At 70.1% G+C, this 12594-nt stretch carries 8 protein-coding genes; all 8 read left to right on the top strand.

Annotated elements, in window-relative coordinates; translation table 11 throughout:
* Positions 1–39 precede the first annotated feature (39 nt).
* Positions 40–2574, top strand: coding sequence for a sodium-translocating pyrophosphatase (locus WG209_RS13230; RefSeq protein WP_337175523.1), 2535 nt, complete (start codon positions 40–42; stop codon positions 2572–2574).
* 34 nt (positions 2575–2608) lie between these two features.
* Entirely contained in the window at positions 2609–3154 is a 546-nt protein-coding gene (locus WG209_RS13225; protein ID WP_337175522.1) for a DnaJ domain-containing protein, read from the top strand.
* Positions 3155–3282: 128 nt separating this feature from the next.
* Positions 3283–6348, top strand: coding sequence for a PSD1 and planctomycete cytochrome C domain-containing protein (locus tag WG209_RS13220; RefSeq protein WP_337175521.1), 3066 nt, complete (start codon positions 3283–3285; stop codon positions 6346–6348).
* Positions 6349–6358: 10 nt separating this feature from the next.
* Positions 6359–7819, top strand: coding sequence for a DUF1501 domain-containing protein (locus WG209_RS13215; RefSeq protein ID WP_337175520.1), 1461 nt, complete (start codon positions 6359–6361; stop codon positions 7817–7819).
* A gap of 202 nt (positions 7820–8021) precedes the next feature.
* Complete coding sequence (locus WG209_RS13210; RefSeq protein ID WP_337175519.1) at positions 8022–8891, top strand: hypothetical protein; 870 nt, start codon at positions 8022–8024, stop codon at positions 8889–8891.
* Entirely contained in the window at positions 8888–9655 is a 768-nt protein-coding gene (locus WG209_RS13205) for an ABC transporter ATP-binding protein (RefSeq protein WP_337175518.1), read from the top strand. Before WG209_RS13210 ends, WG209_RS13205 begins: the two co-directional genes overlap by 4 nt.
* Positions 9652–11436, top strand: a complete 1785-nt coding sequence (locus WG209_RS13200; RefSeq protein ID WP_337175517.1) for a hypothetical protein — start codon at positions 9652–9654, stop codon at positions 11434–11436. The genes WG209_RS13205 and WG209_RS13200 overlap by 4 nt, the downstream gene beginning before the upstream one ends.
* 100 nt (positions 11437–11536) lie before the next feature.
* On the top strand, positions 11537–12514 hold the full coding sequence (locus tag WG209_RS13195; protein WP_337175516.1) for an MBL fold metallo-hydrolase: 978 nt from the start codon (positions 11537–11539) through the stop codon (positions 12512–12514).
* The last annotated feature ends 80 nt before the right edge of the window (positions 12515–12594 follow it).

Here is a 12594-nt window from a genome sequence, read left to right as displayed (position 1 = left end):
CCGTCGTCGACCTCTCCGAACCGGACGATTCGAAGTAATATGGCGAATACACGACGTTGGCTCGCCGGGACGGCCCTCGCGGCCGTCACCGTGATGTCCCTGCCTGTCCAGGCCCGCGCGGGCGAGGCCAACCTGGTCCTCCCCGACCTCGCGTCTCGTGCCTATCTAGGCGGCCAGGTGACTGGCTGGTCGCTGCTGGCGGGGGGCCTCTTCGTCTGCGCGCTGGGGCTGGCCTTCGGGCTGATCTTCTATCGGCAGCTCGAACGCCTGCCGGTCCACCGCTCGATGCGCGAGGTCAGCGAGCTGATCTACGCGACGTGCAAGACGTACCTCCTGCACCAGGGCAAGTTCATCCTGATCCTCTGGGCGTTCATCGCCGCGGTGATCGTCGCCTATTTCGGCTTCCTCTCGGGCCACGAGGCGCACCCGCCGGGCGCGGGCCTGCGCAACTATCCGCCGAGCGTGAAGGTGCCGGTCATCCTGGCGTTCAGCCTGATCGGGATCGCCGGCAGCTACCTCGTGGCGTGGTTCGGCATCCGGATCAACACGTTCGCCAACAGCCGCACCAGCATGGCCAGCCTGCGGGGCGTGCCGTTCCTCTGCTACTCGATCCCGCTCAAGGCGGGGATGTCGATCGGCATGGTGCTCATCAGCGTGGAGCTGCTGATGATGCTGTGCATCCTGCTGTTCGTCCCGCGCGAGCTGGCCGGGCCGTGCTTCATCGGCTTCGCCATCGGCGAGTCGCTCGGGGCCGCGGCGCTGCGGGTGGCGGGGGGGATCTTCACCAAGATCGCCGACATCGGCGCCGACCTGATGAAGATCGTCTTCGGCATCAAGGAAGACGACGCGCGCAACCCTGGCGTGATCGCCGACTGCACCGGCGACAACGCGGGCGACTCGATCGGCCCCACGGCCGACGGGTTCGAGACCTACGGCGTGACGGGCGTCGCGCTGATCACTTTCATCCTGCTGGCCGTCCCCCGGGCCGAGGTCCAGGTCGACCTGCTGGTCTGGATCTTCGCGATCCGGATCCTGATGGTGGCCGTCAGCGGCGTCGCCTACTTCGTGAACGAGGCGATCGCGCGGCGGCGATTCGTCCACCTGCGGCACTTCGACTTCGAGATCCCGCTGACGGGCCTGGTGTGGGTGACGAGCCTGCTGTCGATCGCCGCGACCTACGCGGCCAGCTTCGTCCTGATCCCGAACGTCGCCGACGACCCGAACCTCTGGTGGCAGCTCGCGACGGTCATCAGCTGCGGCACCCTGGCGGGCGCGGTCATCCCCGAGGTGACGAAGGTCTTCACCTCCACCAGCTCGGCCCACGTCAAGGAGGTGATCACGGCCAGCCGCGAGGGCGGCGCGTCGCTGAACGTCCTGTCCGGGCTGACGGCCGGCAACTTCTCGGGGTTCTGGGTCGGCGGCGTGGTGATCGCCGGGCTGATGACGATGGCCTACGCCGTGAGCCTGTTCTTCCCCCCGGGGCTGATGCTCGCGCCGGCGGTCTTCGCGTTCGGCCTGGTGGCGTTCGGCTTCCTCGGCATGGGCCCGGTCACGATCGCCGTGGATAGCTACGGCCCGGTCACCGACAACGCCCAGAGCGTCTACGAGCTGTCGCTGATCGAGCAGGAGCCGGGCATCGAGGAGGAGATCCGCCGCGACTTCGGCTTCGACCCCGAGTTCGGCCGCGCCAAGCTGCTGCTGGAGGAGAACGACGGCGCCGGCAACACGTTCAAGGCGACCGCCAAGCCGGTCCTCATCGGCACGGCGGTCGTGGGCGCCACGACGATGATCTTCTCGATCGTGGTCGAGCTGGTCGGCGGTCGCGACGCGGCCGGCGACCTCGTCCTGCTGCCGGAGCTGATCGAGAACCTCTCGATCCTCCACCCGCCGTTCCTGCTGGGCCTGATCTTCGGCATGGCGGTGATCTACTGGTTCACCGGCGCGAGCACCCAGGCGGTGATCACCGGCGCGTACCGAGCGGTCTCGTTCATCCGGCGGAACATGAAGCTCGACAGCTCCGCCAAGGCGAGCGTCGAGGACTCCAAGCGCGTCGTGGCGATCTGCACCCGCTACGCGCAGCTCGGCATGTTCAACATCTTCCTGACGGTCTTCTTCGTCACCCTGGCCGCGGCGTTCGTCGAGCCGTACTTCTTCATCGGCTTCCTGATCGGCCTGGCGCTCAGCGGGCTGTTCCAGGCGATCTCGATGGCGAACGCCGGCGGCGCGTGGGACAACGCCAAGAAGATCGTGGAGACCGACCTGCGGGAGAAGGGGACCCCGCTGCACGCCGCGACCGTCGTGGGCGACACCGTCGGCGACCCGTTCAAGGACACGAGCAGCGTGGCGATGAACCCCATCATCAAGTTCGCCACCCTGTTCGGCCTGCTGGCCGTCGAGCTGGCCCAGGGAGTCTCCTTCGGCGCCCGCGTCGGGCTGGCGGCGGCGTTCGCCGTCGTGGCCCTCGTCTTCATCCACCGCAGCTTCTACGGCATGCGGATCGAGGACAGCCAGACCGGCGGGGCTCACGACGCCGAGTCGGAGGAGTTGTACGGGCCGGCCCTCGTGGATTCTTGACCATGAAGGCCGCCCCCCGCCGGGGTCTCGCGCCATGATGCTCATGGCCGAGGCCCAGGACGGCCGGACCATCTGGGTCGTGGTGGAGCTGCACCGGCCCAAGAAGCGGATCCGCAGCCGCATCGTCCTGCACCTGGGCGAGTTCCGCGACCGCGACGAGGCCGAGGCCGCGTTCCTCGAACGCCTGGGGACCGACCCCCGTCTCGTCGAGCTGGCCGCGCGCTGGAAGGCGAACGCCGCCGACGTCCTGTCGGACCGCAAGGCGCGCCGGCGGTTCCTCCTCTGCGGGGTGATCGCCGGCGTCTCCGAGCACGCCGACGACATCCTCCGCCGCCGCGAGCGCGAGGAGGAGCAAGACCGGGCGCGTCGGCGCGCGGCGGACTGGGCCGAGTCCGGCGGCGGGCCGGCCGCCTTCGCCGTCCTGGGACTCCCCCTCGCCGCCTCCCTCGACGACATCAAGGCCGCCTACCGCCGCGCCGCCATCCGCGCCCACCCCGACCGCGGCGGCGACCACGCCGTCATGGTCCGCCTGAACGCCGCCTACGAAGCGGCCGTCGACTACGCCTCCTGGCGCGGTTGAGCCGGGGCGCCTCGGCGTGCCCGCGATGCCCCGGGGGTTTCGGCCGCCTCGCCGTCCAAGTATCATGGCGCGTATTGCACCCTGCCCGGACTTCCGCTTCGATCATCCCCCTCGCGGAGGGATCGACCTTGCGACGCGCCTTCCTCTCCGGCCTCGCGGCGGCTTGCCTGACCTTCTCCCCCCCGGCCGACGCCCAGGACGCCGGGATCGAGTTCAACCGCGACGTCCGGCCGATCCTCTCCGAACACTGCTACGCCTGCCACGGGCCGGACAAGGGCCAGCGCAAGGCGAAGCTCCGGCTGGACGTCCGCGAGGCCGCGCTCAGGAACAGCGTCGTCGTCCCCGGCGAGCCCGACATGAGCGAGCTGGTGATGCGGATCCTGAGCGAGGACGACGCGGACGTCATGCCGCCTCGCGACGCACACAAGGATCTCACCGACGCCCAGAAGCGGACGCTTCAGGACTGGATCGCCCAGGGGGCCGAATACCAGGACCATTGGGCCTACGTCCCCCCCTCGCGTCGGCCCGTCCCCGAGGTCTCGCGGCCGGATTGGGTCTCCAACCCCATCGACGCCTTCCTGCTGGCCTCGCTCGATTCCAACGGCGTCGAGCCATCCCCGGAGGCCCCGCGGCGACGGCTGATCCGCCGCCTGTCGCTCGACCTCCTGGGCCTGCCGCCCTCGCCCGAGGAGGTCCGCGCGTTCGAGGAGGACTCCGACCCGAGGGCCTACGAGAAGCTGGTCGACCGCCTCCTGGAATCGCCCCATTACGGCGAGCGGATGGCCGTCGCCTGGCTGGACCTGGCCCGCTTCACCGACACCGTCGGCTTCCACGGCGACCAGGGCCAGCGCGTCTTCCCGTATCGCGACTACGTCATCGACGCATTCAATTCCAACAAGCCGTTCGACGAGTTCGCGACCGAGCAACTGGCCGGCGACCTGCTCCCGGACCCGACCCCGGAACAGATCGTCGCCACCTGCTTCAACCGCCTGAACATGATGACCCGAGAGGGGGGCGCCCAGCCCGGCGAATACCTCGCCAAGTACGCGGCCGACCGCGCACGGACCGTCGGACTCACCTTCCTCGGCTCCACCTTCGGGTGCGCCGAGTGTCACGACCACAAGTACGATCCGATCTCCCAGCGCGACTTCTACACCCTCTCCGCGTTCTTCGCCGACGTGAAGCAGTGGGGCGTCTATCACGACTACGATTACACGCCCAACCCCGAGCTGAGGGGCTGGTCCAACGACCACCCGTTCCCTCCCGAGATCGAGGTCGAGAGCCCCTACCTGATCCGCCGTCGCGACGACCTGCGGCGCAAGCTCGCGGCGGTCGGGGAGGAGTTCCCGGACGCGGCGACGTTTCTCCGCTGGGTCGGGCCGACCGCCGAACTCCTCAAGGCTCACGAGACCGGTTGGGCCCCGCTCGCCCCCCAGGCCGGGGATGGCGTCGAGACGCTCCCCGACGGCGGCCTGCTCGTCACCGACGCGGCCAAGTCCAAGGCCAGGCCCAAGGGCCCCGATACCCGCTTCCGCTTCCAGGCGACGGCCCCCGGATGGGTCTCGCGGATTCGCGTCGAACTGCTCCCCGACGAGCGACACGGCGGCAAGGTCGCCCGCGACGGCTCCGACGTCGCGACCGTCTCCCTCGTCGCGACGATCGATGGCGAGAGCCGGCCGCTGGCCTTCCACCTGGCCGACGCCGACCGCAAGAGCCCGCGCTACTTCAATGGGGATGAGATCCTCGGCATCCTGTCGGGCTGGCGGACGTCGAAGGAGGAGGCCGACCAGCCCCACGCCGCCGTCTGGTGCCTGGACGCGCCGGTCCAGTTGGGCGAGGGCCGGACGCTGACCGTCGAGGTCAAGAGCCCGCAGGCCGGTCGGGTGCGGGTGTCGTTCTCGCCGATCGGGATCGGCCCCGACGGCGCGCCGACCGGCGACGTGACGCCGGAGGTCCGCGCGGCCATCCTTGCGGTGGCGGCCGGGTCCGATTCGGCCTCGGACGCGGCGAAGACAACCCGTGCCCAGCACGCCCGCAGCGTCGCGACCGATCCGGAAACGTGGCGAGCCGTCCGGGAGGTTGCCCAGCAAATCCTCGCCTGTCGCGACGGCCGGGCGTTTTGCACGATCGTCCGCGCCGCCGAGCCGATGGAGACGCGCGTCCTTCCGCGCGGCGACTGGCTGGACCGCTCCGGCGAGGTCGTGGAGCCCGAGATCCCCCACTTCCTCCCGCGTGAATCGGTCCCCACCGGCCGCCGGTTGAACCGGCTCGACCTCGCTCGCTGGATCACCGCCGACGAGAACCCGCTCACGGCCCGCGTCTTCGTGAACCGGCTTTGGAAGCAGTTTTTCGGGGTCGGGATCAGCTCCGTGGTGGAGGACGTCGGGGGGCAGGGGGAATGGCCCGTCCATCCCGACCTGCTGGACTGGCTGGCGGTCGAGTTCCGCGAATCGGGCTGGGACGTCAAGCACGTGGTCCGGCTCATGGTGGAGTCGTCGGCGTATCGCCAGGACTCGAAGGGCAGGCCGGAATTGAAGGACGTCGACCCGAACAATCGGTGGGTCGCGTTCATGTCGCCCCGCCGGCTGGAGGCGGAATTCGTGCGCGACAACGCGCTTTCGGTCGCCGGCCTCCTCAACCTGGATCTCGGCGGCCCGAGCGCCTATCCGTATCAGCCGGCCGGCTACTACGCGAACTTGCAGTTCCCCGACCGCGATTACATCGCCAGCACCGGCGACCTCCAGTACCGTCGCGGCGTCTACTCGCACTGGCAGCGGACATTCCCGCACCCGATGCTGGCGAACTTCGACGCCCCGGCGCGCGAGGAGTGCACCCCGGCCCGCAACGTCGCCAACACGCCCCAGCAGGCGCTCACGCTCCTGAACGACCCGAGCTTCGTCGAGGCCGCGCGGGCGCTCGCCGGCCGGGTGCTCGCCGACACCCCGGAGGACGACGCGGCGCGGGTCGACCTGCTCTACCGCCTCGTCCTGGCCCGCCCGGCCGACGACGCCGAGCGTTCCTCGCTCCTGGAGTTCCTGGAAGGTCGCCGCCGGTTCTATCGCGACAATCCAGCGGAGGCCGGGAAGCTGCTGAGCGTCGGCCAGGCCCCCGCGACCGGCGACGCCGAGACGGCCGCCTGGGCGATGACCTGCCGAGTCGTGCTCAACCTCCACGAGTCGATCACCCGGTATTGAGGCCCCCGACATGCCCACCGATTTCGACGCCTGGCGGACCAACCTCCAGCGCCGGGCGTTCCTGCGGAACTCGGCCTACGGGATCGGATCGCTGGCCCTCGCCGGCCTGCTCGACCCGTCCATCCACCGCGCGGCCCGCGCCGGCGAGGACGACGCGGTTGCGAGCCCCGGTGCCTGGCGCGGCGTGGTCCGGCCCGTCCACTTCCCCGTCAAGGCCAGGAGGGTGATCCACCTCTGCATGGCCGGCGGGCCGTCGCAGTTCGAGAGCCTGGACTACAAGCCGAGGCTGAGGGACCTGCACGGCAAGCCGTTCCCGGAGTCGTTCACCAAGGGTCAGCAACTCGCGCAGCTCCAGAACAAGGAGCTGATCGCGCGCGGGCCCTTCTGCGAGTTCCGCCCGCATGGCGAGTCGGGGCAGATGATCTCCGACCTGTTCCCGCACATCGCCACCATCGCCGACAAGATCGCCATCGTGCGGTCGCTGTCGACCGAGCAGATCAACCACGACCCGGCGCACGCCTTCATGAACAGCGGGTCGATCCAGAAGGGTCGGCCGAGCATGGGCTCGTGGCTCCTGTACGGCCTGGGCGCCGAGACCGAGGATCTGCCTGGGTTCGTGGTGATGACCTCGGTCGGGGCGACGGGCGCGCAGCCGGTCTCGGCGCGGCAGTGGTCGGCGGGGTTCCTGCCCAGCAAGTTCCAGGGGATCCAGTTCCAGTCGAAGGGGGACGCGGTCCACTACATCGCCAACCCCCCGGGCGTCGACCGGGACGCCCAGCAAGCCTCGATCGCCGAGGTCAACCGGCTCAACGGCATCCTCGCCGCCGACCGGCTCGACCCCGAGATCCAGACCCGCGTCGCCCAGTACGAGATGGCGTTCCGGATGCAGGCGAGCGTCCCGGATCTGACCGACTTCGCCGACGAGCCGAGGTCGGTCCTGGACGAGTACGGCGTCCAGACGCCGGGCGACGGCAGCTTCGCGTCCAACTGCCTGATGGCCCGCCGCCTGGCCGAGCGCGGGGTCCGCATGATCCAGCTCTACCATCGCGCCTGGGACCACCACGGCAACATCGAGAGCGGCATGACCCGCGCGGCCCAGGACGTTGATCAGCCCTGCGCGGCGTTGGTGAAGGACCTGGAGCGGCGCGGGATGCTGGACGACACCCTGGTCATCTGGGGCGGCGAATTCGGCCGCACGCCGATGGGGCAGGGGACCGGCCGCGACCACCACATCCTGGCCTTCTCGGCCTGGTTGGCCGGCGGCGGCATCAAGGGGGGCGTCACGTACGGCGAGACCGACGAGCTTGGCTATCGCGCCGTCCACGACGAGGTCCACGTCCGCGACCTGCACGCCACGATCCTCGCGCTCTGCGGCATCGACCACGCCCGGCTTTCGTTCAAGTACCAGGGCCTCGACGTCCGCCTCACCGGCGTCGACCCCGCCCGCGTCGTCCGCGAGCTGATCGCCTGAGCCGCGCCCGCCGGGCGGCCGGGTCCGAATTCCGTAGGTCGGGGCTCGCCGATCCCGCCCCGCGCGCGTATGATGTTGACGTCCGACAAAAGTAAGATCCGGCGGGGCTCGTGGCCGGGACTGTCCTTCGGCGGCCTCGTGGCCTAGCATGAAGGCGGGGACGGGTTCGGGCTTCCGGGGCGATGTCGGGAGGGCTTGGGCGATGCCGTCGCGGCTGGTCTCGCTGGGGATCTTGATCTACTGGTCGATCGCGGCGTTCCTGCTGCTGACGTGGGAAGTGCTGCCGGAGCTGACGCTGGGCTACCCGCCGGACATGAGGGCGATCGCGTCGGCCGCGGGGACGAACCCGGGGCCGGTGACGTGGTCGATCGACGTGATCGACGACCGCGGCAAGCCCGAGGCGCGCCGGACGGTCGGCTGGGCGACGACGGATTCCGAGCGCGTCGAGGACGGCGGCTACGAGATGACCAGCCACGTCGAGATCGACTCCTCGGCGTTGCTGTGGCGGACGCCGCTGGCCGGGGGCGTGGGGGCCCGGCTGACCATCGACGGCCGGTACGACGTCTCCCCCAGGGGGGACCTCCGCTCGTTCGAGATGGACGTGGCCGCCGCCGGCATGGGCGAGAAGCTGCTGACCGTCGAGGGGAAGGTGGACGACGGCGTGATGGAGGTCGTCGCGCGCGGGGCCGCCTCGCTGCTCAACCGCCGGATGCGGTTCCCGTACGAGTCCAAGGGGGTCGTCTACGACTCGCTCCGACCGCTCGACCGCCTGCCCGGGCTCCAGGTGGGCCAGCGCTGGGACGCGCGGGTGGTCAACCCGCTGACCGGCGCGGTGGACTCGGCGCGGGTGTCGGTGGAGAAGCGGACGCTGATCGACTGGAACGGCGAGGCCGTCAGCGCGTTCGAGGTCGTCCAGTCCGCCGGGCCGATCAAGGCGCGGACCTGGGTGGCCCTCGACGGGGTGATCCTCCGCCAGCAGGTGCCCATCCCGATGGTCGAGATGGTCCTGGAACGGCTCCCCGAGGGGGCGCCGAAGCCCGTGATCGAGCCCCCGCGAGAGGAGGGACGATGATCGAGCTGCGCGGAGTCGGCAAGTCGTTCGGGACCAAGCGCGCCGTCGATGGCCTCGACCTGACCGTCCGGCCGGGGGAGCTGTTCGCCTTCCTGGGGCCCAACGGCGCGGGCAAGACCACGACGATCAAGATGATCTGCGGCCTCCTCCGCCCCAGCGAGGGCGAGGTGCTGGTCGGCGGCCACCCGGCCGGCTCGGAGGGCGCGCGACGGCTGCTGGGGTACGTCCCCGATCAGCCCTACCTCTACGACAAGCTCACCGGGCGCGAGTTCCTCCGGTTCATCGTCGAGATGTATGGCGTCGACCGCGCGACCGGCTCGGCGCGCATCGAGGAGATGATCGACACCTTCGAGATGGCCGAGTTCATCGACGACCTGTGCGAGGGCTACTCGCAGGGGATGAAGCAGCGCGTCGTCTTCGCCTCGGCCCTGGTGCACGAGCCGAAGGTCCTGATCGTCGACGAGCCGCTGGTCGGGCTGGACCCCCGCAGCGCCCGGATCGTCAAGAACATGTTCGTGTCGCAGGCGCGTTCCGGCGCGGCGGTCCTGATGTCGATCCACCTGCTGGGGATCGCCGAGGAACTGGCCGACGTGATCGGGATCGTCAACCGGGGCAAGATGCTGGCCGTCGGGACCCTGGCCGAGCTGCGCTCGCAGTCCCGGCACGACGGCAGCCTGGAGGACCTGTTCCTCAAGCTGACCGACCACGACGTCGCCAGGGCGGTCAGCTCCGTCGCCCGCGCCCGGCTGGAGGCGACTCCATGAGCATGGCGCTCCCCGAACCCCTCGCCGCCCCCGCCCCCCCGACCAGGACCGACGACGGCCGCGTCGCCCGATCGCTCCGTTGGCTGCGCAGGCGGCAGTTACGCAACACTTTGAGCGTGATGGTGGCCGACTCGCGCCTGCGGGCGTCGATGATCGTGTTCTGCTCGGCCGTCTTCTGGGCGGGGCTGTTCCTGCTGTTCCTGGGGAGCTTCCAGTTCATCGCGGGGTACGTCGACCTGGCCAACATGATCGTCGAGTACCTCTTCAGCATGTTCTTCCTGTCGCTGCTGGCGATGCTCCTGTTCTCCAACGGGATCATCGTCTACACGGCGCTCTTCCGGTCGCGCGAGGCGGCGTACCTGCTGACCACCCCCGCGCCGGCGGATCGCATCTTCGCGCACAAGTTCGTGGAGGCGATCGGGTTCTCGTCGTGGGCGTTCTTCCTGCTGGGGAGCCCGCTGCTGGTGGCCTACGGCCTGACCATCAAGGCGAGCCCGTCCAGCGAGGCCGGCGCGCCCCTGGCGTTCTACCTGCTGACGATGGCCTTCCTGACGGTCTTCGTCCTCATCCCGTCGAGCCTGGGTGCGATCGTGGCGCTCGTGGTGGCGAACGTCTTCCCGAAGCGCGAGAAGGCCGTGCTGACGCTGACGACGCTCGCGGGGATCGCGGCGGCGGCCTACGTCGGCTGGCGGATCTGGCGCACCCCCGGCGAGGCGTTGTCGGGGGACTGGCTGGGGGGCATCCTCAATCGGCTGGCGTTCTCCCAGCACCCCCTCTGGCCCAGCCGATGGATGTCGGCCGGGCTGATGGCCGCGGCTAAGGGGGAATGGAAGACGGCGTCGTACTACCTGATGATGCTGTCGTCCCACGCCGGGCTGGCCTACCTCGTGGCGGCGGTCCTCGCCCGCGACCTCTACCGCCGGGGCTACAGCCGCGTCCAGGGGGGCCGTTCCAGCCGCAAGCGACGCGGGTTCCTGCTCATGGACGCCGCGTTCCACCGCGTCTTCTTCTTCTTCCCCCACCCGATCCGCCTGCTGATCCTCAAGGATCTGCGGACGTTCCTGCGCGACCCGACGCAGTGGTCGCAGTTCCTCATCTTCTTCGGCCTGCTGGCGTTCTACTTCTTGAACATCCCCCGGCTGGGCTACGGGTCGCAGAGCCCGTACTGGCGGAACCTCGTCAGCTTCCTGAACCTCTCGGTGACGGCGCTGATCCTCTCGACGTTCACCAGCCGGTTCATCTTCCCGCTGCTCTCGCTGGAGGGGCGGAACTTCTGGGCGCTGGGGCTCCTGCCGCTGCGGCGCGATCAGATCCTCTGGGGCAAGTTCGCGTTCTCGGCCGGGATCTCGCTGATCTCCACCGAGTTCCTGGTCATCCTGTCGGACCTCATGCTGAAGATGAACCCGTGGATGATCGCGCTTCACGTCGTGATGATCGCGGTCCTGTGCCTGGGGCTCTCGGGGATCAGCGTGGGGCTGGGGGCGCGGCTGCCGAACTTGCGCGAGACCGACCCGTCGAAGATCGCCGCGGGGTTCGGCGGGACGTTCAACCTGCTGGTGAGCCTGGTGTTCATCTTCACGGTCGTGACGGCGCTGGCGATCCCCTGCCACCTGTACTTCGCGGGGCAGGAGAACCCGGAGTCGGCGCGGATCATCCTGTCGCGCGGCGACCTGCGGTTCTGGCTGACCGCGGCCGCGCTGGGCAGCCTGGCCCTCGGGGCGGCGGCCACGATCATCCCGCTGCGGATCGGCATCAAGGCGTTCAACCGGATGGAATTCTGAGGCGCGCGCCCGACGCCCGCCGGCACATGGGTTGCTCCGGCTCGTCTGAAGTCGGACCGAGACGCGAGCGTCGCTCGCCCCATGTACCGGGAGCCCTTCGATGAGCCAGACAGCCGTGCGAGACGTGGCGGCCCAAAGCGGGAGCCGGCGGGCGTGGCCCCGAGAGTTCGCCCCGGGCGTCGCCTACCTGCGCGCCGGGATCGCCAACCTGTTCTTCGTCGGGCCCGAGGGGGCCGGCGACCGCGGCTGGGTGCTGATCGACGCCGGGGTGCCCGGCTATTTGGGCTCCATCGTCGAGGCCGCCGCCGAGCGCTTCGGGCGCGGCGCGCGGCCGTCGGCGATCCTCCTGACGCACGGCCATTTCGACCACGTCGGGGCGCTGGAGGCCCTGGCGGAGCGGTGGGACGCCCCGGTCTACGCCCATGACCTGGAGATGCCGTACCTGACCGGCCGCGACTCGTACCCGCCCCCGGACCCGACCGTCGGCGGCGGCATGATGGCGTCCCTCTCGTGGCTCTACCCGCGTGGGCCGGTCGACGTCGACGCCAGGGCCCATGCCTTGCCCGCCGACGGTTCCATCCCCGAGCTGCCCGGATGGCGCTGGATCGCCACGCCGGGACACTCCCCCGGCCACGTCTCGTTCTTCCGCGACGCCGATCGGACGCTGATCGTCGGCGACGCGTTCGTGACCACCCGCCAGGAATCCGCCCTCTGCGTGCTGACCCAGCGCCCGGAGGTCAACGGCCCTCCCGCCTACTTCACCCAGGATTGGGAGCTGGCCCGCCGCTCCGTGGAGACGCTCGCCGCGCTGGAGCCCGAGGTGGCCGCGACCGGGCACGGCGTCCCGATGCGGGGCCAGGGACTGCGCGACGCGCTGATGGCCCTGGCGGTCGATTTCAAGCGCGACACCGTCCCCGGCCACGGCCGTTATGTGGGCCACCCGGCCATCTTCGGCCCGCAAGGCGTGGTCTTCACCCCTCGCGACGTGCCCCATCCGATGGTCCACGCGCTGGCCGGGCTCGGCCTGGGCCTCGCGGCGGGGTGGGCGCTCAAGACGTGGAAGGATCGCCGAGCGTGAGCCGGGCCGCCGAGCGGCCTGACCGCTTCGCGGACCGCCCCCCCCGCGAGGGGGGAAGACGTCGGATCAGACCCCTTCCC

It is taken from the genome of Paludisphaera sp. (assembly GCF_037189885.1).
GTDB lineage: Bacteria > Planctomycetota > Planctomycetia > Isosphaerales > Isosphaeraceae > Paludisphaera.
The sequence above is the reverse complement of the archived record's forward strand: the minus strand, read 5'-3'. Positions and strand labels throughout refer to the sequence as shown.

Coding starts and splice junctions, on each gene's coding strand:
- WG209_RS13225 (WP_337175522.1), top strand. CDS start 2,609: ATGATGCTCATGGCCGAGGCCCAGGACGGCCGGACCATCTGGGTCGTG.
- WG209_RS13210 (WP_337175519.1), top strand. CDS start 8,022: ATGCCGTCGCGGCTGGTCTCGCTGGGGATCTTGATCTACTGGTCGATC.
- WG209_RS13230 (WP_337175523.1), top strand. CDS start 40: ATGGCGAATACACGACGTTGGCTCGCCGGGACGGCCCTCGCGGCCGTC.
- WG209_RS13200 (WP_337175517.1), top strand. CDS start 9,652: ATGAGCATGGCGCTCCCCGAACCCCTCGCCGCCCCCGCCCCCCCGACC.
- WG209_RS13195 (WP_337175516.1), top strand. CDS start 11,537: ATGAGCCAGACAGCCGTGCGAGACGTGGCGGCCCAAAGCGGGAGCCGG.
- WG209_RS13215 (WP_337175520.1), top strand. CDS start 6,359: ATGCCCACCGATTTCGACGCCTGGCGGACCAACCTCCAGCGCCGGGCG.
- WG209_RS13205 (WP_337175518.1), top strand. CDS start 8,888: ATGATCGAGCTGCGCGGAGTCGGCAAGTCGTTCGGGACCAAGCGCGCC.